This is a genomic window from Sphingopyxis sp. sgz302558, from assembly GCF_057220455.1.
On the sequence record NZ_JBXPUZ010000002.1, the window covers coordinates 746,165 to 768,898 of the forward strand.

At 61.4% G+C, this 22,734-nt stretch carries 20 protein-coding genes; 15 read left to right on the forward strand and 5 right to left on the reverse strand.

Annotated elements, in window-relative coordinates; translation table 11 throughout:
* Nucleotides 1-75: 75 nt before the first annotated feature.
* Both AC2TC0_RS09075 and alr read left to right on the forward strand, forming a co-directional pair.
* Nucleotides 76-1,653, forward strand: a complete 1,578-nt coding sequence (locus tag AC2TC0_RS09075) for an MFS transporter (RefSeq protein ID WP_484717183.1) — start codon at nt 76-78, stop codon at nt 1,651-1,653.
* 28 nt (nt 1,654-1,681) lie between these two features.
* A complete protein-coding gene (alr, locus tag AC2TC0_RS09080) occupies nt 1,682-2,725 on the forward strand; it encodes an alanine racemase (RefSeq protein WP_484717184.1) in 1,044 nt (347 codons plus the stop codon).
* A 160-nt stretch (nt 2,726-2,885) separates the two neighbouring features.
* Here the strand turns inward: alr and AC2TC0_RS09085 are convergent, their stop codons facing one another.
* Complete coding sequence (locus AC2TC0_RS09085) at nt 2,886-6,080, reverse strand: TonB-dependent receptor domain-containing protein (protein ID WP_484717185.1); 3,195 nt, start codon at nt 6,078-6,080, stop codon at nt 2,886-2,888.
* 257 nt (nt 6,081-6,337) lie between these two features.
* Here AC2TC0_RS09085 and phaR point away from each other — a divergent pair, with 257 nt between their 5' ends.
* From phaR to AC2TC0_RS09100, 3 genes are read left to right on the forward strand one after another with little or no spacing between them, the layout of a single operon-like run.
* Entirely contained in the window at nt 6,338-6,895 is a 558-nt protein-coding gene (gene phaR / locus AC2TC0_RS09090; RefSeq protein ID WP_484717186.1) for a polyhydroxyalkanoate synthesis repressor PhaR, read from the forward strand.
* A 47-nt stretch (nt 6,896-6,942) separates the two neighbouring features.
* Complete coding sequence (locus tag AC2TC0_RS09095; RefSeq protein WP_484717187.1) at nt 6,943-8,466, forward strand: aminoacyl--tRNA ligase-related protein; 1,524 nt, start codon at nt 6,943-6,945, stop codon at nt 8,464-8,466.
* Complete coding sequence (locus AC2TC0_RS09100) at nt 8,467-10,758, forward strand: ribonuclease R family protein (RefSeq protein WP_484717188.1); 2,292 nt, start codon at nt 8,467-8,469, stop codon at nt 10,756-10,758. It begins immediately after the preceding gene.
* On the opposite strand, the gene AC2TC0_RS09105 is transcribed toward AC2TC0_RS09100, so the two are convergent.
* Nucleotides 10,755-11,210 (reverse strand): universal stress protein, encoded by a 456-nt coding sequence (locus tag AC2TC0_RS09105; protein WP_484717487.1) that lies wholly within the window; start codon nt 11,208-11,210, stop codon nt 10,755-10,757. The genes AC2TC0_RS09100 and AC2TC0_RS09105 overlap by 4 nt on opposite strands.
* A gap of 163 nt (nt 11,211-11,373) precedes the next feature.
* On the opposite strand from AC2TC0_RS09105, the gene AC2TC0_RS09110 reads away from it, so the two are divergent.
* The 8 genes from AC2TC0_RS09110 to AC2TC0_RS09145 all read left to right on the forward strand — a co-directional run bounded on the left by AC2TC0_RS09110 (nt 11,374) and on the right by AC2TC0_RS09145 (nt 18,026).
* Nucleotides 11,374-12,684: a pyruvate dehydrogenase complex dihydrolipoamide acetyltransferase gene (locus AC2TC0_RS09110; protein WP_484717189.1), complete on the forward strand. Its 1,311-nt coding sequence runs from the start codon at nt 11,374-11,376 to the stop codon at nt 12,682-12,684.
* 1 nt (nt 12,685) lies between these two features.
* Entirely contained in the window at nt 12,686-13,246 is a 561-nt protein-coding gene (locus AC2TC0_RS09115; protein WP_484717190.1) for a hypothetical protein, read from the forward strand.
* A gap of 15 nt (nt 13,247-13,261) precedes the next feature.
* Nucleotides 13,262-13,585 carry a hypothetical protein gene (locus AC2TC0_RS09120; protein ID WP_484717191.1) on the forward strand — a complete coding sequence of 108 codons (324 nt, stop codon included), beginning with the start codon at nt 13,262-13,264 and terminating at the stop codon, nt 13,583-13,585.
* Nucleotides 13,582-13,995, forward strand: a complete 414-nt coding sequence (locus AC2TC0_RS09125) for a hypothetical protein (RefSeq protein ID WP_484717192.1) — start codon at nt 13,582-13,584, stop codon at nt 13,993-13,995. Before AC2TC0_RS09120 ends, AC2TC0_RS09125 begins: the two co-directional genes overlap by 4 nt.
* A gap of 1 nt (nt 13,996) precedes the next feature.
* Nucleotides 13,997-14,659, forward strand: a complete 663-nt coding sequence (locus AC2TC0_RS09130; RefSeq protein ID WP_484717193.1) for a hypothetical protein — start codon at nt 13,997-13,999, stop codon at nt 14,657-14,659.
* Nucleotides 14,652-16,043: a dihydrolipoyl dehydrogenase gene (gene lpdA / locus AC2TC0_RS09135; protein WP_484717194.1), complete on the forward strand. Its 1,392-nt coding sequence runs from the start codon at nt 14,652-14,654 to the stop codon at nt 16,041-16,043. The genes AC2TC0_RS09130 and lpdA overlap by 8 nt, the downstream gene beginning before the upstream one ends.
* Before the next feature lie 109 nt (nt 16,044-16,152).
* On the forward strand, nt 16,153-16,578 hold the full coding sequence (locus tag AC2TC0_RS09140) for a hypothetical protein (protein ID WP_484717195.1): 426 nt from the start codon (nt 16,153-16,155) through the stop codon (nt 16,576-16,578).
* Nucleotides 16,579-16,679: 101 nt separating this feature from the next.
* Entirely contained in the window at nt 16,680-18,026 is a 1,347-nt protein-coding gene (locus AC2TC0_RS09145) for a Xaa-Pro dipeptidase (protein ID WP_484717196.1), read from the forward strand.
* Nucleotides 18,027-18,034: 8 nt separating this feature from the next.
* Here the strand turns inward: AC2TC0_RS09145 and AC2TC0_RS09150 are convergent, their stop codons facing one another.
* Complete coding sequence (locus tag AC2TC0_RS09150; RefSeq protein WP_484717197.1) at nt 18,035-18,814, reverse strand: tyrosine-protein phosphatase; 780 nt, start codon at nt 18,812-18,814, stop codon at nt 18,035-18,037.
* 2 nt (nt 18,815-18,816) lie between these two features.
* Nucleotides 18,817-19,620, reverse strand: coding sequence for a crotonase/enoyl-CoA hydratase family protein (locus AC2TC0_RS09155; protein ID WP_484717198.1), 804 nt, complete (start codon nt 19,618-19,620; stop codon nt 18,817-18,819).
* A gap of 47 nt (nt 19,621-19,667) precedes the next feature.
* Here AC2TC0_RS09155 and AC2TC0_RS09160 point away from each other — a divergent pair, with 47 nt between their 5' ends.
* Complete coding sequence (locus AC2TC0_RS09160) at nt 19,668-20,804, forward strand: acyl-CoA dehydrogenase family protein (RefSeq protein ID WP_484717199.1); 1,137 nt, start codon at nt 19,668-19,670, stop codon at nt 20,802-20,804.
* Nucleotides 20,801-21,508 carry an acyl-CoA dehydrogenase family protein gene (locus tag AC2TC0_RS09165; protein ID WP_484717200.1) on the forward strand — a complete coding sequence of 236 codons (708 nt, stop codon included), beginning with the start codon at nt 20,801-20,803 and terminating at the stop codon, nt 21,506-21,508. Before AC2TC0_RS09160 ends, AC2TC0_RS09165 begins: the two co-directional genes overlap by 4 nt.
* A gap of 90 nt (nt 21,509-21,598) precedes the next feature.
* On the opposite strand, the gene AC2TC0_RS09170 is transcribed toward AC2TC0_RS09165, so the two are convergent.
* Nucleotides 21,599-22,729 carry a CaiB/BaiF CoA transferase family protein gene (locus AC2TC0_RS09170; RefSeq protein ID WP_484717201.1) on the reverse strand — a complete coding sequence of 377 codons (1,131 nt, stop codon included), beginning with the start codon at nt 22,727-22,729 and terminating at the stop codon, nt 21,599-21,601.
* Nucleotides 22,730-22,734 lie beyond the last annotated feature (5 nt).

A 22,734-nucleotide genomic window follows, 5' to 3' on the forward strand; every position in this document is an offset into this window, starting at 1 on the left:
TCTTTTAGCGATGTTGCAAAGAAAAGAACGCCCCTTCGACAAGCTTGGGGTATGCGGATTTAGGGGAGAGCATAAGTGTCCGAAGTAGCCATCGATCCCAAGCGCGACCGGTTGGTCATCACCGCCTCGGCGCTGGGGACCGTGTTCGAATGGTATGATTTCTTCGTATACGGCATCCTCGCCGTGCTGATCGGCAAGCTGTTTTTCCCGAGCGACAATGAAGCGGTGGCAACGCTCGCCAGCCTTGCCGCCTTCGGCGCAGGCTTTGGTGTGCGCCCGCTTGGTGCGCTGGTGTTCGGTTATCTGGGTGATCGTATCGGGCGCAAATATACCTTCCTGATCACCATCACGCTGATGGGCGGTGCGACCGCGGCGATCGGTTTTCTGCCAACTTATGCACAAGCAGGGCTGTGGGCGGCGGGATTGCTGGTGTTTCTGCGCTGTTTGCAGGGGCTGGCGCTGGGCGGCGAATATGGCGGCGCGGCGATTTACGTGGCCGAGCACGCCCCTCCGGGCAAGCGCGGCCAATATACCAGCTGGATTCAGGCGTCGGTTGCGGGCGGATTCCTGCTCGCGGTATGCGTGGTGCTCGCCACACGTTCGGCCATGTCAACCGAGGCGTTTGAAGCATGGGGCTGGCGCATCCCCTTCCTCATCTCGATCCTGCTCCTCGCCATTTCGCTTTGGATCCGGCTGATGCTTAACGAAAGCCCGGTGTTCAAGGCGATGAAAGAAGCGGGCACCGTTTCCAAAAATCCCTTTCTCGACAGCATCCGTTACCCCGGCAACATCAAGCGCATCTTTATCGCGATGTTCGGTGTCGCAGCGGGGTTGACGGTAATTTATTACACCTCGCAATTTTACACGCTCTATTTCCTGACTGGCACCGCGCGCGTGCCGGAAACCGACGCGCTAGGATATATGGCGGTGGGCGCGCTGCTGGCTGCCCCGCTTTACGTGGCGGCAGGGTGGCTGTCGGACCATTATGGCCGCAAACGCATTTTGCTGACTGGCTATGCGCTGTCGATGCTGCTGACCTTCCCCTTATTCTGGACGATGGCCGACGCCGCCAATCCGGCACTGTCAAAGGCGACGGCGACCAATCCTGTGACCTTGGTCGGACCCGACTGCGACTATGGTCTGGGCGATATTTTGAGCGGCAATCAGGACACCGACTGCAAAAAGGCACTGAATTTTCTGTCCAAACGCGGGATCAGCTATGCCAAGGCACCTGGCGAGGCCGTCGTGCTCAAGGTTGGGACGGCTGAGGTACAAGGGTTTGACAATGATGCTTATGTCGCGGCGCTCGAAGCGGCTGGCTACCCGGATAAGTCTGACCCGGAACAGCGCAACGGGCTGGTCATCATTTTGGTCGTCGCCGCGCTCGTCGCGCTGTCAGCGATGACCTATGGTCAGGTCGCTGCGATACTGGTGGAAATGTTCCCGGCGAAAATCCGCTACACCTCAATGTCTATCCCCTACCATATCGGCACCGGCTATTTCGGCGGCTTTTTGCCGTTCTTCTCGCAATTGATCGTGGTTTCGACCGGCGGGGCATTCAACGGATTGTGGTATGGCATTGGCGTGACCGCGATGGCGTTCATTGTCAGCGCTATCTGGCTGCCCGAAAATCGCAACGCGGTGCTCGACTAGGCTGGGACGGAAAGGTAGGCGCAGCGGGATGCTGGAAATACCCGCCCCTCTGCGTTTGCGCCTCGATGGCGATGCGCTGGTTCACAACTGGCGCTGGCTGGCGCGGCAGGGAGGCGCAGCGGCAGGGGCCGCGATCAAGGCCAATGGCTATGGGTTGGGCGCGAACGGCGTGATGGAGCGACTGTTTGCCGCGGGATGCCGGGACTTTTTTGTCGCCACCTGGGCAGAGGCGGCGGCGCTGATGCCGCTACCAGCGGGCGCGCGGCTAAGCGTACTGCACGGCGTGCGCGCCGAGGACATGGCGGCGGCGCTGACTTTGCCCGCAGTGCCCGTGCTCAACAATCTGGAACAGGTGGCACGCTGGCGGGCCAGCGGGCAGGGACGGCGCTGCGACATCATGGTCGATACCGGAATGAACCGGCTGGGGCTGCGCCCCGAGGAAGCGTTGGGCGGGGCGCTGGACGGGCTGACCATTGAAACGGTGATGAGCCACCTCGCCAGCGCCGATGAGGATAGCGCCCAGAACGCCGCACAGCTTGGGGCCTTTTCCAAGATCCGCTCGGCATTTCCGGCTGCGCGCGCCAGTTTGGCCAATAGTGCGGGCATCTGCCTGGGTGCGGATTATGGTTTCGATCTGACGAGGCCCGGCCTTGCCCTGTATGGCGGCATCCCCCGTGCGGACGCCAGCGAACATATTCTTCCTGTTGTCACTATCGAGGCACAGCTGATCCAGCGCCGCATGGTACCTGCGGGCGAAACCGTCGGTTATGGCGCGACATGGACTGCGCTGCGCGACACGCCGCTGGGCATTGCCAATCTGGGTTATGCCGACGGGTTTTGGCGGGCCTTTGCCGGACAAGGTTTTGCGCTGGCGGGTGACACAAAACTGCCGCTGGTAGGGCGCGTTTCGATGGATTTGATCGCGCTGGACCTGACCGCGGCGGCGCAAGTGGGTGAGGGCGACTGGATTCGCCTGCCGCTCGACCTCCCTGCAGCGGCGGAGCAGACCGGCAAGTCGCAATATGAATTGCTCACCGGGCTTGGGCAGCGGTTCGAGCGAGTTTGGGCTTAGTCATTCGTCATTGCGAGCATAGCGAAGCAATCCAGGGCAGTGGCTAGCCGCTTTGGATTCCTTCTCTGCGCTCGCCATGACAGCAGAATGAGCAAACCACATAGAAAAAGGGCCGCCCCTCATCAGGGCGGCCCTTTCTGTTTTGGCGTTGGTCAGGAGCTTAGAAGCTGGCCTGGATCCCCGCGAAGAAATAACGCCCAAAGGTGTCGTACGGATCACCACCCGCGGTGCCGAGCAGGCCCAGCGGCGGCTGGCGGTCAAACGCGTTGTCGACGCCAACATAGAAGTTGAACTTGGTGTTCACTTCCACGTCTACCCGGAACGAGTGGTAGAAAGCGTCGGGGTAGTAGATTTGTGAGAAGGCGTCGGCATTGTTCGGCGCGATCGTGATGAGATCGCCAGGCGTGCAAGGCACGGCCGCACCGTTGATACCACCGGTATTCTGCGTGATACCCGAGGCTGGGCAGATATCCCGATAGGCATTCTGCGTTTCATATGCGCCGATGGTCTGCTTGCCAATGTAGCGCAGGCCATAGCGCACCGAGAAGGACCCGAAGTCATAGCTCGCCGTCAGATTGGCTGCCCATTCCGGGTCGCCCAGCTCGCTCAATTGGCGATCGGGACGACGGGCGTCGGTCGGGTTAACAAAGTTGGTCCGTTCCAATACCTTGGTCGCGATAGCGCGGATGCTGAGGCGCTGACCATTTTCGAACGTCTTGCGATAGGCGAGGTCGAAGTCGATACCGCGTGCGGTGCCCTTCGCGAAGTTGACGCCGCCCGAAATCACCGCCGGCTCCACGAACAGGCCGGTGGCCGGATCGCGGTTGACCGTGGCGCAGAACGGGTTGCCGATGCCTTGCGCGCTGTCATAGCAGTTGTTGATGATGACCTGCGCACCCAGCGTCTCGATCCGGTTTTTCACCTCGATGTCATAATAGTCGATGGTGAAGTTCAGACCCGGGATGAAGCTCGGCTCGAATACCGCACCCAAGGTCAGCGACTTGCCGCGCTCTTCGGTCAGCGTCGGGTTACCGCCCGACAGGAAGCCGGTCGATGACGTCAGCGCCGTACAGTTGCGCCATGGGGTGCCCGGGGCCGCCGGGAAAGCGGACGAGGCGCACGCCGCCGACGAAGCCGCCGTGTGCGTGGTCGGAACACCGGCAGCAGCGCAGTTGGCGGCGCGGTTGGGGTTGTTGTTGATGTTCACGCTGTCGCAGGGGTCGCCAATGAAGGCGAAGTTCTGCGATGCGGTGGCAAACAAGTCACCCTGCGTTGGAACACGCACCGACGTTGCATAAGCAGCGCGCAGGCGAATGTCGGGGATCGGCGCGTAAATGCCCTGAACGTTGTACGCATAAACGGTGCCGGTCGCGGTGTTGTAATCCGACACGCGGCCTGCCGCCGAAATGGTCAGTTCCTCGGCGAAGGGCAGATCCTTCAGCAGCGGAATCTGGATTTCGCCATAGGCTTCTTTCACCGTCAGCTGCGGCGGATTGAAATCCTGCAGCGCGTTGAGGAAGGTCGCACCCGACGAGGTCAGATCATCATAATCGACGCTCGAACGCTCGCGGCGATACTCCGCACCGACCACGAAGCTGATCGGACCACCTGGCAACTCGAACAGCTGCGACAGGTCGCCGCTGACGAAGGCGCCGGCGTTAAGCTGTGAAGCCCGCTCGTCCGTAACACCATCACGATGGATGAAATCCAGCGCGCGAGGGTCGCTATTGCCCGACCCGAAGACGTTCACGGGAACGCAATTGGGGCTGACGTTGGTGACCGAGTTGACGCGGCAGATCACGCGTTGACCAGCCGAGTTGGTCACGAAGTTGGTGCCAGTGAAGCCAACCGGGGCAACGACGGCATCGACCGCCAGGTTAAAGCCGTCGAACGCGCTGCCGTCTTCGGTGAAGAGCAGCAAGTTGTTCTGGTTCAGCCCCAGCGCTTCGAATTTGCCATAGTTCACAAAGACTTCATACTTCCAGTCTTCGTTGAAGTCGCCTTCGACTCCGGCGACGACACGATAGGTTTCGCGCTTGCCGTCAAAGAAACGGCCGCGGAAATCGGTGTTGAAGCGCGCGAGCGGGAAGGTTCCGGTGGCAACGTTGGTGCACAGCCCGTTCGCCTGCAAAGTGGCGAGCGCCTGTGCATTGAGGAAGCCGTTGTTACAACGGATGGCAGGGCCACCCAGCGTACCAGGGACGCTGGTGAAGAAGCTTGGCTGACCCTCGCCCGACGCATCGACGCGGACATATTTGGCTTCGACATAGGGGCGGAAAGCGTCCGAGACGTCAAAGTGCGCGAGCAAGTTGACAGCGGCGCGATCAACCGCCGCCAGCATCGAGCCGGTGTTGCGCAGCGTCGATCCATTCCCGCCCTGAACGTTGCCGGAGAAAGTACCGAAGAAGGTGGTCGGAACGTCGCGAATGATATTGCCTGCGTTGTCAAAACGCAGGAACACGCCGCTGCCCAAACCGCCGATAGTACCGCCATCTGAAATCGTGCTGTTGCGCACGCCGCAGACAAAGGTGCTGTCGGGGATGCCGTCGCCGGCGGCAGGTTCGCCGGCCGGGTTTTCGGTCAACTGAAATTGGCAGCGACCACTGAACGCGCCGGTGATGCCGTCACGGTCACGGAAATACAGCGGTTCTTGCCGCGAATATTCGGCTGACAGGGCAACGTTACCGCGACCATCAGCGAAATTGCGACCCCAGGTCAGGCTGGCCGAATAGGTGCCACGGTCGCCGCGCGACGAAATGCCGCCCTGGGCGTCGAGCTCCAGCCCTTCAAAGTCGCGCTTCAGCACGAAGTTGACGACACCGGCGACCGCGTCCGAACCATAAACCGCCGAGTTACCGCCGGTGACGATGTCAACGCGTTCGAGCAAATCGATCGGAATGGTGTTGACGTCGATTTCATAGCTGCCCGCGCTTGCCGTGATGTGGCGCTTGCCGTTGACCAGCACCAGCGTGCGGGCAGTGCCCAGTCCGCGAAGGTCAAGGAAGTTCAGACCGGCAGTGCCGATGAAGCGGGTCGAGTTGCCTGACGAGAAAGTCGAGCGCAGCGAGGGCAGGTCGTTCAGCGCATCGCCCAACGAAACGCTGCCGTCGTCGGTCAGTTCGCCGACGCTAACCGAGGTCAGCGGCGTGGGTGAATCGAGCGTCGGGCGTGCAATACGCGAACCGGTGACGACGATGGCGCGCCCTTCGGTTTCGTCGCTGTCGCAAACGCCATTGTTGTTGTCGTCGACGCAGTCGGCTTGCGGCGCAGGTGCGTCCTGCGCAAACGCGGGCTGGCTGACGGAAACGGCTACTGCAAAGGCTGCAGCACCCAGAAGCAGGTGCGACTTGATCATTAATAACTCCCCGGTTGCGGCCTGCGCTAACATGAGCGCAGCCCGATTCTTGCAACAAAGCCATTTTTGCGGACACGCACAAGCCCCTACTGCCACAAAAATGCCATGACGCAGCGATGCGACAAGGGTTGTGGTAAATGTGCAACAAAATTTCGCATGACGGACAAATTATGTGCTTTGTTGCGCCGCACCAACTTTTGCTGCTACGCAAGCTGCGGTGGCAGCGCCCCGCTGTTATCGCTTTTGGAGCATAGACGATGGCCCGCAATCGCACCCGTTCGCCTGATGAGGCCGTGGTCATCAAAAAGTACGCCAACCGGCGGCTCTATGACACCGAACGCAGCGCTTATATCACGCTGGACGATCTTGGCGCGATGGTGCGCGACGGGCGCGAATTCAAGGTGGTCGACGCCAAAACCGATGAAGACATCACGCACAATGTGCTGACGCAGATCATCATGGAGGAAGAGACCAAAGGCAGCACCTTGCTGCCGGTCAATTTCCTGCGCCAGCTAATTGGCATGTATGGCGACAATATGCAGGCATCGGTGCCGCATTATCTGGAAGCATCAATGGCGGCCTTCCGCAAGAATCAGCAGCAGTTCCGCTCGGCGGTCGAAGGCGCGCTGGGGGCGAACCCGTTTGCTGAAATTGCCAAACGCAACATGGAAATGTTCAGCCAGGCGGCTGGCGCGCTGATGCCCGTGCGTCCCGGCGACAAGGCGCGCGATGCCGAAATCAAGGCGCTCAAGGATGAAATCGCCGCGCTCAAAGCGGAAGTGGCGGATTTGCGGGCGCAGCTCGACGCCGACTGAACGGGACGCCCTTGTCGCCCTATGCGCCACCGGCTAGGGCGCGGGGCATGAAACACGCATTATCCGTCACCCGCCAAGAAAATTTCGCCGCCTGGTATCAGGAAGTCATCGCCGAGGCCGATATGGCCGAAGAGAGCGGTGTGCGCGGCTGCATGGTCATCCGCCCATGGGGTTACGGTATCTGGGAACGCATCCAGACGCTGATGGACGCGCAAATCAAGGCGGCGGGCGTCGAAAATTGCTATTTCCCGCTGTTTATCCCCTTGTCCTTCTTTGAAAAAGAGGCGGACCATGTTGACGGCTTTGCCAAGGAAATGGCGGTCGTCACCCATCACCGACTGGTGCCCGATGGCAAGGGAGGGCTGATCCCCGATCCGGCGTCCAAACTGGAAGAGCCGCTGGTTGTGCGCCCGACATCCGAGACTTTGATCGGCGCCGCGATGAGCCGCTGGGTCCAGTCGTGGCGCGACCTGCCGCTGATGGTCAACCAATGGGCTAATGTCGTGCGCTGGGAAATGCGCACGCGCATGTTTCTGCGCACCGCCGAATTTCTGTGGCAGGAGGGGCATACCGCGCACGCCACGCGCGACGATGCGATGCAGGAAACACACCGCGCGCTGGAAATGTACCGCGCCTTTGCCGAAGGACCACTGGCGATGCCAGTAATCGCGGGCGAAAAGCCGGAAAATGAGCGCTTCCCCGGTGCGGTTGCGACCTTCAGCATCGAGGCGATGATGCAGGATGGCAAGGCGCTTCAGGCGGGCACCTCACACTATCTTGGCACCGGTTTCGCCGAAGCGTCGGGCATCCGCTATCAGGACCGCGAGGGCGCGCAGCAATTTGCCCACACCACCAGCTGGGGCGTGTCGACGCGGATGATCGGCGGCGTCATTATGACTCACGGTGATGACGATGGCCTTCGCTGCCCGCCGCAAGTCGCGCCGCACCAGATTGTCATCATCCCGATGCTGCGCGAGACCGACGAGGATGTTGCCATCCTCCATTATTGCCGGGCGCTGCTGGGCGCGCTGCGCGCATTGACCGCATTCGGTGAGCCGGTGCGCGCGCATCTGGACGCGCGCTCGGGTAAAGCGTCGAACAAGCGTTGGGCCTGGGTCAAAAAAGGCGCGCCGATCATTGTCGAGGTTGGGCCGCGCGACGTGGCGGGCGGCAACGTCGCCGTGCTGCGCCGCGACCAGCTGTACAAGGATGATGGCAAGGTCAATTCGGCTTTCGTCGCGCGCGAAGACTTTGTCGCTGGCGCATCGACGCAGCTACAGGCGATCCAGTCAGCGCTCTATGCCGAAGCCAAAGCGCGCTTGGACGCCAATATTGTTCGGGGCGTGACCGACCTTGGTGCCCATTTCGGCGGCGACGACAAATTCGTCGGCTGGGCCGAGGTGCAATGGTCGCGGCCGACCGGTGCGGCGCTCGATAAGGTAGTGGAGCAATTGAAGGCACTCAAGCTGACGATGCGCAACGTACCGATGGATGCGGCAGCCGCCGATGGCCCATGCATCTTTACCGGCGAGCCGGCGGTAGAGCGGATTCTGGTGGGGCGGTCTTACTGAGTGGCGCGCCAGCCGCGCCCCAGCCCCTCCGGCCTGCCCACCCGTGAGGCTATCCTTGCCTTTATTGAGTCGTCGCAGTCCCCTGCGGGCAAACGCGAGATAGCCAAGCATTTCGCCATTCGCGGTAACGACAAGATTGCGCTGAAAGCGCTGCTCAAGGACATGACCGACGAGGGGCTGGTCGATCTCGCACCGGGCCGTGCCTTTCACAAGCACGGTGGATTGCCCAAGGTTACCGTGCTGCGCGTCGTCGCGATTGAGGGCGACGCCGCCTATGCCGTCCCGGAACATTGGGAAGCGGCCACGCCGCCGCCACGGCTACGCGTTTTGGAAAAGGGGAAGCGTGGTGCGCTCGGCATGGGTGACCGTATCCTTGCGCGCACCGAGGAGCGCGGGGCTGGCCATGTCGCGTACCCAATGAAAAAGCTGCAAGCGGGGGGCGAAAGCGTCGTCGGGGTAATCGTCCGGGAAACCGGCGCGGGCGGTAAGCCGCTCCTGATGCTCCGTCCAACCGACAAGCGGGCGCGGCATGATTTTGCCATTGGCGACATCGGTGATGCCGCGGAGGGCGAGCTGGTGCGGGCCGAACTGTCAGGCAAGGGCGCGGGCGTGCGTGCCAAAGTCATTGAACGGCTGGGCGATCCCTTTGCCCCGCGCGCGCTCAGTCTGATCGCCATCAGCAAACATGATATTCCGCACATATTTGGCGGCGAAACGCTGGCCGAGGCCAAAGTTGCGGCCAAACTGCCGTTGACGATCGACGGTCGCGAGGATTTGCGCGACCTGCCCATTGTCGCCATCGACCCCGCCGACGCGCGCGACCATGATGATGCAGTGTGGGCAACGCCCGACAATGATCCGGCAAACAAGGGCGGACACCGCGCCATCGTCGCCATTGCCGATGTCAGTTTCTATGTCCGCGACGGCGGCGCGCTTGACCGTGAGGCGCGGCGGCGCGGCAACAGCGTCTATTTCCCCGACCGGGTCGTGCCTATGTTGCCGGAGGAGCTATCGGCAGGGGCCTGCTCGCTAAAGGCGGGTGAAGACCGGGCGGCGATGGCGTGCCATCTGGTCATCGACAAGCATGGCAAGGTTACCGCGTGGCGCTTTGCGCGGGCGCTGGTGCGGCTGCGCGCCAATCTAGCCTATGAAGCTGCGCAGGCGATCATCGATGCAGGTAAGGGCGATCATCATGATGATCTGGCGTCACTTTGGACCGCATGGCGCCTACTCGCCAAGGCGCGCGAAGGGCGCGCCCCGCTGGCGCTCGAACTACCCGAACGCCAAGTGATCCTCGACGATGCCGGCAACATCGCCGAAATCCGTGTGCGCGAGCGGCTCGACGCACACCGGTTGATCGAGGATTTTATGATCGCCGCCAACGTCGCCGCAGCCAAGGCGCTCGAGGCGAAGAAATCGCACGTCATGTACCGCATCCATGAGCCGCCGAGCCGTGAGAAGCTGGTCAGCCTCAAGGACTATCTTGCCACCTTTGGCCAGAATTTCGCATTGGGGCAGGTGATTACGCCTGCGACCTTCAACCGGCTGATCGATGGCTTTTCGGGCGACGACCGGCTCGACGAGATTATGACCGCGATTTTGCGCAGTCAGACGCAGGCCTATTATGGTCCCGCGAATGTTGGCCATTTCGGGCTGGCGCTAGGCAGCTACGCCCACTTCACCTCGCCCATCCGTCGCTACGCCGACCTGATCGTCCACCGCGCGCTCGTCGATGCCTATGGCCTTGATGTGCCGGGCAAGGCCAAAGGCTTACCCCCGCGCACCGGACTAGGCGAGGCTGATGGCAAAAGCCTGACGCGGATCGGTGAAGCAATCAGCGCGCTCGAGCGCCGCGCGATGGAGGCTGAGCGTGAGACCATCGACCGCTATGTCGCCGCATGGCTGGCCGGCAAAGTCGGCGAAGTGCTGCCCGCGCGCATCACCGGGGTGCAGGCCTTCGGGTTCTTTGCTACCGTCGAAGGGCTTGGCGGTGACGGGCTGGTGCCGGTGTCGACGCTGGGTGACGAGCGGTTTTTCTACGATGAGGCGGCGCGGTCACTGGACAGCGAGCATGGCAAGGTCAGCTATGCCATCGGGCAAAAGCTGGAATTGCGGCTGGTCGACGCCAATCCGGTTAGTGGTGCGCTGCGCTTTGCCTTGCCCGATGCAGAGCCCTCATCGGGTAGCGTCCGCCGCGATGGCCGCAAACCCGCACGCCGCGATGGCGCGGGGCATGTGGTCGGCAAACGCGGGCGACCGGGCAATATCCGGCACCAGGGGAAACGGCGCTAACTCAGCGACGCCAGCCGCTCCACATCCATCCCTCCTGGGACGATCATGACGGGACAGGGCAGGGTGCCGCAATCGGCCCCGGTGAAATGCGCGACCAGCGGTCCTGGCGGGCCGCTCGCCGCCGCGCCCAGCACCAGCGCCGACACTTCGGGGCGTTCGTCGAGGATCAGGTGCACAACTTCGGCGGGTTGCCCCTGCTGCACCATGATGGTGGGGGTAATCCCGGCTTCACTGGCAACCGCGTCGGCCCCGGCGGCAACCAATTCCTCGGCATGTTCGCGTGCTTCGGCCTCGATGGTGGCCTGCACGCCGCCAAAGGCAACGAAATCGGTGGGGGGAATAATGGCGAGGACAATGACATGCCCTTTCGTCCGCGCCGCCCGCCGTGCCGCAAAGCGCAGCGCCAGCGTCGCTTCGGGACTGTCGTCGATCACCACCAGATAGGTCCGCATGTTCGCCTGCCCCGCCTCAACCCCTGTGCCTGAGTCTGCGCTACATTCGTATGAATGGCAAGGCGGCGGCGCTTGCCCCTTGACCGGCGCGCCGCTTATGGCAGGGAAAGGCAGTGTGCCGTTACGGCGTCCCACCAGCTGCAACAGGAATTGAGCGCGCCCCATGGGAATCGAAATCAAAATGCCCGCCCTGTCCCCCACCATGGAAGAGGGCACACTCGCCAAATGGCTGGTCAAAGAGGGCGACAGCGTCCAGTCGGGCGATTTGCTCGCCGAGATCGAGACAGACAAGGCGACAATGGAATTCGAAGCCGTCGACGAGGGCGTGATCGGTAAAATTCTGGTCGCCGAGGGCACCGACAATGTGAAAGTTGGCACGGTTATCGCGATTATTGGGGAGGGGGAGGTCGCGGCCAAGGCTGCACCGGCGCCAAAGGCCGATCCGGTGCCGGTTTCAAACCCCGCCCGTCCTGAGCTTGTCGAAGGACCGTCCTTGGCTTCAGCGCCAGTCAAAGAAAAGGACAGCCCTTCGACAAGCTCAGGGCAGGCGGGAGAGAGGGTGTTAGCTTCTCCGCTTGCGAAGCGCATAGCCGCGAATAACGGCGTTGATCTTGCATCGCTGACCGGCAGCGGTCCCAATGGCCGCATTGTTAAGGTCGACGTCGAGGCGGCCGGCAAAACGGTAGCCCCTGCGCAGACTGGGGCCGCTGTCGGCCAAGCGCCTGCGCCCGCAGTCAGCGCGCCGGCTGCATCGGCTCCCGCATCCGCGCCGATCAACACCGACATTCCGCACACGTCCGAAAAACTGTCGAACATGCGCAAGACGATCGCGCGGCGTTTGACCGAGGCGAAGCAGACGATCCCGCACATCTATCTGACCGTCGATATTCTACTCGACAAGCTGCTCAAGCTGCGCGGCGAACTCAATGCCGCGCTGGAAAGCTCCGGCGTCAAGCTGTCGGTCAACGACCTGCTGATCAAGGCGCTCGCCAAGGCGCTGCTGCAAGTGCCCAAATGCAATGTCAGCTTCGCCGGCGACCAGCTGATCAGCTACACCCGCGCCGATATTTCGGTCGCAGTCAGCGTGCCTGCGGGCCTTATCACCCCGATCATCGTCGATGCCGGGTCAAAGTCGGTCAGCGCGATTTCGACCGAGATGAAAGAACTCGCGGGCCGCGCCAAGGACGGCAAGTTGCAGCCGCATGAATATCAGGGCGGCACTGCCAGCCTGTCGAACATGGGTATGTTCGGCATCAAGCATTTCGAGGCGGTCATCAATCCGCCGCAGGCGATGATCATGGCCATCGGCGCGGGCGAAAAGCGGCCTTATGTGATAGACGATGCCCTGCAGATCGCCACCATCATGTCCGCCACCGGCAGCTTCGACCACCGCGCCATCGACGGTGCCGACGGCGCCCAATTGATGGCGACGTTCAAGGCGCTGGTGGAAAGCCCGCTGGGGCTGGTGGCTTAGCGTGAATTTGGAGCTTGCAATTACGCTGCTTGGCGTCGTTGGCACTCCGGTCGTTGGCTTATTTTTATATTACTACAGAAATACGATTGTTTACAGCATTCAAAAAACTAGTCAGTCGTTTGCCATTTCAAATGATAAACCCGTCAATGACAATTCTAAGATTCAGTATGATTTGAATATCTGGAAATTGAAGTTAAAAAATAAGGGGTTTCGTCATCTTCGGGACATAAAAATTCACGTTAGCACAGCCACTAAGCTGTTCGATTACCGCGTGGTGAAAGCGGAACACTTATCGCTAGCGTCCATTTCGGTCACAGCAGATCCGAAGTATTGGGAAATATCCATTCCGAAATTTACAATGAATCAAGAAATAGAAATTGATTTCTCATTTTTTGGAATGAGCATATCTCCAGACATTTCACCTGCTGATTCAAATTCTAACTACAAAATCCAAAGAGAGAGTTTTTACGATTCTAGAAGGGGATGTTTATTCAACCTCGTCGCGGTCCCTGCTTATATTTTTGTCATCTATGTGGCGTTCAGATACGTTTTTTCAACTTAGGCTGGTCGCATCGGAATGAGCAACAGCGAATCAATTCAATCGGTTTCCGCGCTCGGCCTGATGGTCGGCGGGGTCGCGGGGGTGCTGGCAACGCTGGCGGCTGTGTGGAACCGCGTCCCGCTGGGCGAGCTGGCCTGGTGGGTGTGGTTGGTCCCTGTCTGGGCGCTGGTCGCTTTTCCGCTCGGCTGGACGCTGCGCCGCCGCTCGGCGCCCGCCAAGCTGCGCAATGTCGGCCGCGCATGGCTAATCGCCGCCGCTATCCCTCTGATCGCGCTGCTCAGCCTTGGGCGTCCGCTACAAAAAGCGATGCAGGAGCAGGCAGCGGAGGCGGGGAAGTGAGCTGGCTGACCACAGCTTTGCGCCGCTTCCTGTTTCCCGCTCTGGTAGGGGGCTATCTCGCCAATTTCGCGGTCTTCGCCATGCTGGGCAGCGAGGGGGCCGCGACCGATTGGCAGGGGATTGGCGTTCTGTTCGGGATTATCCTGGCCGGGCTGCTGGTTGCGTGGCCGCTGTTCGTGCTCCTGCGGCGGTGGCAGGTGAGTGGGTGGCGGCTGGCACTGCTGCTACTGCTGGTCGGTACAGCCATCGGCGTGCTCGCGGCTTACCTGATCGCGCTCCGGCTCGTGCCCGATACCGCGGGCGAATATGCCTTTTTCGGGCTGGCTGTGGGGCCGGTGGCGGCGCTGCTCTGGCTCATCGTAAATTTCGACGTTCTGCGTACGGATCCCGCGCGGCAATTTGGAGACTGACGTGACCGAATTGAAGAAAGAGCTACTTTACCCAACAATCGTTGGAATTGTTGTTGGAGCAGTTCTCCTTTTCGGAGATATAGCCGTTGAGGAAATACGGAAACCCGAGGCCTTGCCGCCTGCAGAAATACTGTACGGATATAGTAGCAAGACTTTGAATGATGACGAGCTTTCTGAAATATTTCCTGAGAAATTTAAAGATAATGAAGAGCGTGAAACAATATTTATATCGACTATATTTTTGACAAATGCATCTGGAAGGTCGTTGAACGATCTGAATTTTGTTGCGCAAAATCGGTTCTACCGACCATCATCATGGCTGAAAGTGGATGTGGAAACGTCGGATGCAATTCTCGCCCAAGCCATCGATAACAGTTCGCTCGACAAAAATGGAAATCTGCGTTTTGAGATATCAAAATTCGGCCAAGATGGCACGGTCGAAATAACAGTTAAATCCAACGATCTATCTTTTGTTCCCGAATTAGATACACCAAACACTAATGTAAAACTCAGAAACGTGATTGTTCCTCAATATATGTATTTTTCTACGCCAACAAGAACAAACAGTGATTGGAGTTATTTGTTTGCATTGATTGGCGCGTTGCTTTCATCAGTTGGCGCTTATTTTTCTGCTAAAAAGTTCGGACCTAAAACAAATGTCTAACTATGACCTAATCGTCCTTGGCTCGGGCCCCGGCGGCTATGTCGCGGCGATCCGGGCGAGCCAGCTGGGCCTCAAAACCGCGATTGTCGAACGCGAGCAGTTGGGCGGCATCTGCCTCAACTGGGGGTGTATCCCCACCAAGGCGTTGCTGCGCTCGGCCGAGATTTACCACTATATGCAACATGCGGGCAGCTATGGCCTGAAAGCGGCTGAAATATCGGCGGATATTGATGCGGTAGTGAAGCGGTCGCGCGGGGTGGCTAAGCAGCTGAACCAGGGCGTCACGCACCTGATGAAGAAGAACAAGATCGCCGTGCATATGGGCGAAGGCAGGCTGACTGCGGCGAACAGGCTGGTCGTCAAATCCGACAAGGGTGAAGAGACCCTGACCGCCAAGAATATCATCCTTGCGACCGGCGCGCGCGCGCGTGACCTGCCATTTGCGCCTGCCGACGGCCAGCGCATCTGGACCTATCGCCACGCAATGGTGCCCCCAGCCATGCCGACGAAGCTGCTAGTCATCGGCTCAGGTGCGATCGGTATCGAATTTGCAAGCTTCTACAACGATATGGGTGCCGAAGTGACCGTCGTCGAAATGCTCGACCGCATCGTACCGGTCGAGGATGCCGATGTGTCGGCTTTCCTGGAAAAGGCGCTGAGGAAACAAGGCATGACGATTATGACCGGCGCAGGCGTCGAGAGCCTGAAGGCCACCGCGACGGGCGTTTCCGCAAGCATCAAGGACAAGGACGGCAAGGTTACGGCGAGCGAATATAGCCATTGCATCGTTGCCATCGGCATCGTCCCCAACACCGAAAACATCGGGCTGGAGGCGCTCGGCGTGGCGATGGACCGCGGCTTCCTGAAAACCGACCCAATGTGCCGCACCAATGTTCCCGGCCTATGGGCCATCGGCGACATCACCGCGCCGCCCTGGCTGGCGCATAAGGCGAGCCACGAAGGCGTGATCGCCGCCGAAGCCATCGCGGGCGGCCATCCGCATGCCATGGATCCCAAGAATATTCCCGGCTGCACCTATTGCCACCCGCAGGTCGCCAGCGTCGGTCTGACCGAAGCCAAGGCGAAGGAAGCGGGCTATGAAGTGAAGGTTGGCAATTTCCCCTTCATCGGCAATGGCAAAGCCATCGCGCTGGGCGAGGCCGAAGGGTTCATCAAGACGGTGTTCGATGCCAAAACCGGCGAGCTGCTGGGCGCGCATATGGTGGGCGCGGAGGTGACCGAGCTGATCCAGGGCTATACCATCGGCAAAACCGCCGAGCTGGTCGAGGCCGACTTCATGCACACCGTGTTCCCGCATCCGACGCTGAGCGAGATGATGCATGAAAGCGTGCTCGGGGCCTATGGCAAGATGCTGCATATGTGACGTGCGCGGCGCGCGCGCCAAGGCAGTGCCAGGTGGTTAACCATTTTCTCATCCACTGCTACTAAGTGGTTGGTCCGATTTCGGAAACGGATTTCCGGGGACGTGAACCATGAGCAGTCGAAACGCGCAATCGCCCACATTGCTGACCTTCATTCTCAGCCTTCTGCCTGCCCTCTACTTCGGCGGCTTTCTGTGGTATTTCAACGGTGTCGGGGGCGGCAACATCGCGGGTATCGTCGGTATCGGTCTGGGCCCGACCGTTGCTGGCCTTGGCCTGCTGGTCGCGCTGTTTTCGATTAAGCCAATCATCGTGGTGCTGCGTTTTCTGCTGGGTGCTGATTGGGTAACGACGCGTAACGAACGGCAAGGGGCAGGTCCTGCGTCATCAATGGCAGGCGACGAGGCTTTCGATGCCGATGCCGCCTTTGCGCGCTATATGGCGCGGCGTGATACTGCCGGCGAAGCCGATGGGCCGCCGATGGACCCTGCACCGTCGCCACCGCCGCGTCCGGGCTTTGGCCGGAAGGGCAGCTAAAGCAGACGCGGCGACACCAGCAGCAGTAACCAGATTTCGCTTTCCTACATGCCCTGCGTTTGCCACTCTCATCGCGCGGTAACAGGGGAAGGGCGGATACCATGCAAGTCAGAGTGAAGTTGCGCAGTTTTCTGCGGGTTTTGGTATTCGCGCTAATCGGCGCCATTGCCGCCCCCGCAGCGGCGCAAACGGTCATCACTGCCGACCGCATGATCGATGTGCTGACTGGCAAGGTCGTCGAATATCCCGCCATCTTTGTGGGTAGCGATGGCCGCATCACGAACATTGCGGACGCGCGCACGGTGCGCTGGGGCAGCGATGTGCGGCACTTTGACCTCAGCGGGAAAATACTCCTGCCCGGCCTGATCGACATGCATGTGCATTTGGATGGCCCTGCCGACATCGGCGGCTATCGCGGGCTCGAGTTTACCGACAGTTTCTGGGGCATGACCGCGGTGGGCAATGCGCGCGCGATGCTCGATGCCGGTTTCACCACGGTGCGCAATGTCGGGTCGGACAACCGCAATGACATTGGCCTCAAACAGGCGATTGATGCGGGCTATGCAGTAGGACCGCGGATCGTGCCGGCGGGCTATGCGCTGGGCGCGACGGGCGGACATTGCGATTCGACCTTTCTGCCGCCCAGCCTGGAAAATCCGCGCAAGGAAGAGGGGATCGGCGACACGCCGGAGGAGCTGAAATATCAGGTGCGTCGCCAGCGCAAATATGGCGCCGAGGTGATCAAGGTGTGCGCCACCGGCGGGGTTTTTTCGCGCAACACCGAACCGGGTCAACAGCAGCTGAGCGTCGCTGAACTCAAGGCCATCGCTGACGAGGCCCAACAGTGGGGCATCCGCACCGCCGCGCACGCGCATGGGGCAAGTGGCATCCGTGCGGCTATCGCGGCGGGCATCGACACGATCGAACATGCGAGTTTGGTTGACGATGAGGGCATCAAAATGGCGGTCGCGCGCGCGCGACCGGTATGGTTCTCGATGGATATCTATAACACCGAATATACGCAGGCCGAGGGCGCAAAGAACGGTGTGCTCGAGGATAATCTGCGCAAGGACCGTGAGATTGCCCAGATCCAGCGCGACAATTTTCGCAAAGCCCATAAAGCGGGTGTGCGCATGGTGTTTGCCAGTGACGCTGGGGTGATGCCGCATGGCGAAATCGGGAAACAATTCCGCGTGATGGTCGAATATGGAATGACCCCGCTGGAAGCCATTCAGGCCGCGACGCGCAACGCCGCACAGGCGCTGGGGCGCGAAGGCGATGTCGGCGCAATTGCTGTGGGGCGCTTTGCCGATATTGTCGCGGTGGACGATGATCCGCTGGCCAATGTGCGCACGCTGGAAAATGTGCGCGCGGTGATCAAGGGCGGCGAGGTGGTGAAGTGGCGCACCGAGGAGCTGCCAATGATGGTGGCGCCTGCGGCTCCATAAGCAGCGGCCTACTCCACCAGCCGGTCCCGCATCGCGTCGTGCATCTCGGGGGTCATGCCCAGCACATCTTCGGCATATTGCGCCAGCGACCCATGCCGTTCGCGCATCGCGGCAAAGGCGGCATCCAGATACGCAGGGCTGACCATCATCAGCGTGCGGATCGCATCGTCTTGAATGTCTTGACCATAGTTGGCCCGGATCACCCGCGCGCCCTGATCGATGCGTTCCTCGATCCGTCCGGCGACATTGGTCAGCAGATAGTCGGACATGACGTCATCCTCATGCACCCCCAGCAAGCGGTGGACGAGTGCGACGGCAAAGCCTGTGCGGTCCTTGCCAGCGACGCAGTGGACCAAGCTGGGGCTGTCATATTCAGCGAGCGCGGCGAGATAGAGTTTGAGCGATTCCACCAGCACCGGACGATGCGGCATGTTTTCATAGGTCGCTATCATCCGTTCGCGCGCCACCTCGGCGGTGATATGCGCCTTCGCGGCGGCGAGGTGCGGCGCAAGGCCCGCCGTATTGCCCGGCGCGAACATCACGCGCGCGGCAAAATTATTGCTGCGGCGGCACGGATGCGCGGCGCGTTCGTCATCGCCGCGCAGGTCAACGACTGTATCGATGCCGAGTCCGTCGATGGCGGCCAAATCTTCATCGCTCGCCTGTTCATGGTGCGCCGAGCGCCACAATATTCCGCGCCGCAGCCGCCCGCCGCTTTCCGTGGCATAGCCACCATAGTCCCGGAAATTATGGACGCCGGTGAGCGGCAAGATGCGCGTTTCGTCCATCGCTAATCCCCCGTAAACACCGGTGGCCGCTTTTCGACAAAGGCAGCGATGGCTTCGGCATTGTCTGCGGTTTCATGCGCAATCGCCTGATAGGCAGCGCTGAGTTCGAGGATGTCGGACAGACGGCTGTGCTGCGCCTCGCGCAGCAGCCGCTTGGTCAAGCGCAGTGCGCGCGGCGGGTTGCACACAATGCGGTCGGCAATGGCGATGGCGCGGTCGAGCAACTGGTCGTCGGGAACCACTTCGCTCACCAAGCCATAATCCTTGGCGGTCGCGGCATCGAAACGGTCGCCGGTCAGGAACAGCTCCGCCGCGCGCGAATAGCCCAAGATGCGCTGCAGGATCCACGCGCCGCCATCGCCGGGAACAATCCCGACCTTGATGAAGCTGCACGCGAACTGCGCACTTTGGCCCGCAATGCGGATATCGCAGGTGCAGGCAAGATCGCAGCCAAGGCCAATGGCATGACCGTTCACCGCCGCGATCATGGGGATTTCGCAGTCCATCAATGCGCGGATAACGCGCTGCACGCCCTGCCGGTAATTGGCGCGTGTGCTGTCGGGCTGGTCCAGCACACCAATGCCGGTCCGCGCCGCCATGGCTTTCAGGTTGCCGCCCGCGCTGAAGGCCTTGCCACTGCCGGTAAGGATTATGGCGCTGACGCCGCGATCCGCGTTCAGCGCGCCGAGCGCGGCTACAATATCCTCGCAATCCTGATGCGTGCCGATGGCGTTCATGCTTTCAGGCTTGGCCATGGTCAGGATGGCGATGCGCCCGCGCCGATCGACGTTCAGAAATCCTGTCATGCGCGAAAATCCTTTCCTACTCGGGAAGGCTATTGCATGGCAGCGGGGTGACGCAAGCGTTCGATTTCCACCGCTTTGATTTGCCGGACGATGCCGGCCCGCTGCGTGCCAACCTGCGCGGCTGGCTGGCTGAGCATCAGCCAGCAACAAGCGCGGCGCGGCGAGCCAATTGCTGGGCCGAGTTTGATACGGATTTTAGTCGCAAGCTGGGCGCAGCGGGCTATCTCGGCATGACCTGGCCCGTGCGCTATGGCGGGCACGAGGCGCATCCGCTGGCGCGCTATGTCGTAATCGAGGAGTTGCTGGCGGCGGGTGCGCCGGTGGGGGCGCATTGGATCGCTGATCGGCAAACCGGGCCGCTGCTGCTGAAATACGGGACCGAGGCGCAGCGCGAACGCTATCTGCCCGCGATGGCGCGTGGCGAATGCTTCGCCTGCATCGGACTGTCCGAACCGCAGGCGGGGTCTGACTTGGCAGCGGTGCGCACGACGGCACGCGAAACGGCCGAGGGCTGGCGCGTCAATGGCCAGAAACTATGGACCACTGGCGCGCATATCAGCCATGTCATCCTTGCGCTGGTACGCACCGACGAGGGCAGCGAGCGCAATGCGGGGTTGTCGCAGCTGCTGATCGACATGGACACGCCGGGCATCACCGTGCGCCCCATAACCGACATGGCCGGGCGAACCGATTTCAACGAGATATTCTTTGACGATGTGCTTGTGCCGCACGACGCGCTGGTGGGCACGCGCGCGCAGGGGTGGGCGCAGGTTACCGCCGAACTGGCGCTCGAACGCTCCGGCCCGGAGCGCTATCTTTCGAGCCATGCGCTGCTGGTCGCGCTGATTGAAGCGGCGCACGGCAGTGCCGCATTGACGTCATTGGTGGGCGATCTGACCGCCGAGCTATGGACACTGCGCAACCTGTCACGATCAACGGCAGCCAAGCTGGCGATAGGCGGCGATCCAATGGTCGAGGCGTGCGTCGTCAAGGAATTGGGTAACGCGTTCGAACAGGATATGCCGCGCCGGGTGCAGGCGCTGCTGGACATGGAATGGGCGGATAGCAGCGAATTGGCGGGCGTGCTGCGCGCCTTGCTTATCGCCAGCCCCAGCTTTTCGCTGCGCGGCGGGACGCGTGAGATAGTGCGCGGCATCATCGCGCGCGGGCTGGGCCTGCGATGAGTGCCGCCCGTGACATGCTTTGCGATACTGCCCGCGCGGTGTTTACCGAGGGGCGGGAAGAGGCGCTGGCCGAGGCGGGCTTTGACTTGCTGCTGGTGGCAGAGTCCGCTGGTGGCTTTGGCGGGGATTGGGGTGATGTCACGGCGGTGTTGCGGATCGCGGGTGGCATGGATCCTGCGCTGCCGGTGGCCGAGTCAGTGCTGGGCGAGCGGCTGGCGCTGCAGGGGTGGCGCGCCTTTGCCAATGTCGCGCTCAGCGCCGGTGCACTGGGCAAGGCGCTGGAACTCGCCGTCGACCATGTCAACACGCGCGAACAATTCGGGCGGACACTTGCCAAGTTTCAGTCGGTGCAGCAGGCACTGGCGCAGCTGGCGTGCGAAGTGGCGGCAGTTGACGTTGCGGCCTTTGCGCTGGCCGACCGGCTTGACCGTGTCGATGGCAACTTGGATGCGGCGCGGTTTGAGGTGGCGGCGGCGAAACTGCGCACCAATCGTGCCATCGGTGTGGGTACCGCGATTGCGCACCAGATGCACGGCGCGATCGGTTTTACTGCGGACTATCCGCTGCACCGTTACACCACCGCGCTGATGCGCTGGCGCAGCGAAGGGGGCAATGACGCGCATTGGTCGCGCGTGCTGGGTGAGCAGGTGGTGGCGCTGGGCGGCGTCGGCTTGTGGGCCGAGATGACAGCGCGGGGGGATTAGGTTTCCGTCATTGCGAGGAGCGGAGCGACGAAGCAATCTAGGGGCGACTTTGCGCCACTCTGGTTTGATTCGCTTCGCTCGCAATGACAGTTATTTCGTTGCGCCCGTCGCCTTCAGTGCCGCAATCCGCGCTGCATCGTACCCCAACTCTGACAGCAGCGCCGTACCATCGCTCCCCGCGGCGGGCGGCGGTGCGGGGCGATCGGAAACCGTTCCCGAATAGCGCGGGGTAGGTGCCGGCTGGGTCACGCCACCGACCTCGATAAAAGTTTCCCGCGCCACATTGTGCGGGTGTTGCGGCGCTTCCGCCAGCGACAAAACGGGGGCGAAACAGACGTCCGTCGCCTCCATCAGCTTGCACCAATGGTCGCGGGGCTGGCTGGCGAACAGCGCAGTCAACTTGGCCTTGAGTGCGGGCCATCGCGAAGGGTCCATTTGCGGGTCAAAATCGGGATCGGTGGCCAGTCCAGTCTTTTCGCGTAGCAATGCATAAAATTGCGGCTCGATTGACCCGATCGAGATGAACTTGCCGTCGCTACAAACATAGGTGTCATAGAAATGGGCCGCGCCATCGAGCAGATTGACCCCCGGCTCGTCGCGCCAGCGACCCGTGCCGTAAAAGCCCCAGGTCATGGCCGACAAGGTGGCCGATCCGTCGGTCATCGCGCAGTCAATCACCTGGCCCACGCCGCTCCGCTGGGCGTGGAGCAAGGCGGCCGCCATGCCGAACGCCAGCATCATCCCGCCCCCGCCGAAATCACCGATGTAATTGACCGGCGGCACCGGGCGTTCGCCCTGACGCCCGACGGTGTGGAGCGTGCCCGACAGCGCGATATAGTTGATGTCGTGCCCGGCGGCCTGCGCATAAGGGCCAAACTGCCCCCAACCGGTCATGCGGCCATAAACCAGCGCGGGATTGTCTGCGAGCAGCACATCGGGGCCAAGGCCGAGCCGCTCCATCACGCCGGGACGGAAGCCTTCGATCAGGCCGTGAGCGGACTTGCACAGATCACGCGCGATAATGACCGCGTCCGGCTGCTTCATGTCCAGCACCACCGACTTGCGCCCGCGCAACAGCGGATCGCGCGGGTCGAGGTGCGCGCCGGGGCGGTCAATGCGGATCACTTCTGCTCCATGATCGGCCAGCATCATCCCGCAAAAGGGAGCGGGGCCGATGCCCGCAAATTCGACGATGCGGATGCCTGCAAGTGGACCGGCCATAATTC

Coding starts and splice junctions, on each gene's coding strand:
- AC2TC0_RS09140 (WP_484717195.1), top strand. CDS start 16,153: ATGAGCAGTCGAAACGCGCAATCGCCCACATTGCTGACCTTCATTCTC.
- AC2TC0_RS09095 (WP_484717187.1), top strand. CDS start 6,943: ATGAAACACGCATTATCCGTCACCCGCCAAGAAAATTTCGCCGCCTGG.
- AC2TC0_RS09110 (WP_484717189.1), top strand. CDS start 11,374: ATGGGAATCGAAATCAAAATGCCCGCCCTGTCCCCCACCATGGAAGAG.
- AC2TC0_RS09145 (WP_484717196.1), top strand. CDS start 16,680: ATGCAAGTCAGAGTGAAGTTGCGCAGTTTTCTGCGGGTTTTGGTATTC.
- AC2TC0_RS09155 (WP_484717198.1), bottom strand. CDS start 19,620: ATGACAGGATTTCTGAACGTCGATCGGCGCGGGCGCATCGCCATCCTG.
- phaR (WP_484717186.1), top strand. CDS start 6,338: ATGGCCCGCAATCGCACCCGTTCGCCTGATGAGGCCGTGGTCATCAAA.
- AC2TC0_RS09165 (WP_484717200.1), top strand. CDS start 20,801: ATGAGTGCCGCCCGTGACATGCTTTGCGATACTGCCCGCGCGGTGTTT.
- AC2TC0_RS09120 (WP_484717191.1), top strand. CDS start 13,262: ATGAGCAACAGCGAATCAATTCAATCGGTTTCCGCGCTCGGCCTGATG.
- lpdA (WP_484717194.1), top strand. CDS start 14,652: ATGTCTAACTATGACCTAATCGTCCTTGGCTCGGGCCCCGGCGGCTAT.
- AC2TC0_RS09150 (WP_484717197.1), bottom strand. CDS start 18,814: ATGGACGAAACGCGCATCTTGCCGCTCACCGGCGTCCATAATTTCCGG.
- AC2TC0_RS09105 (WP_484717487.1), bottom strand. CDS start 11,210: ATGCGGACCTATCTGGTGGTGATCGACGACAGTCCCGAAGCGACGCTG.
- alr (WP_484717184.1), top strand. CDS start 1,682: ATGCTGGAAATACCCGCCCCTCTGCGTTTGCGCCTCGATGGCGATGCG.
- AC2TC0_RS09085 (WP_484717185.1), bottom strand. CDS start 6,080: ATGATCAAGTCGCACCTGCTTCTGGGTGCTGCAGCCTTTGCAGTAGCC.
- AC2TC0_RS09170 (WP_484717201.1), bottom strand. CDS start 22,729: ATGGCCGGTCCACTTGCAGGCATCCGCATCGTCGAATTTGCGGGCATC.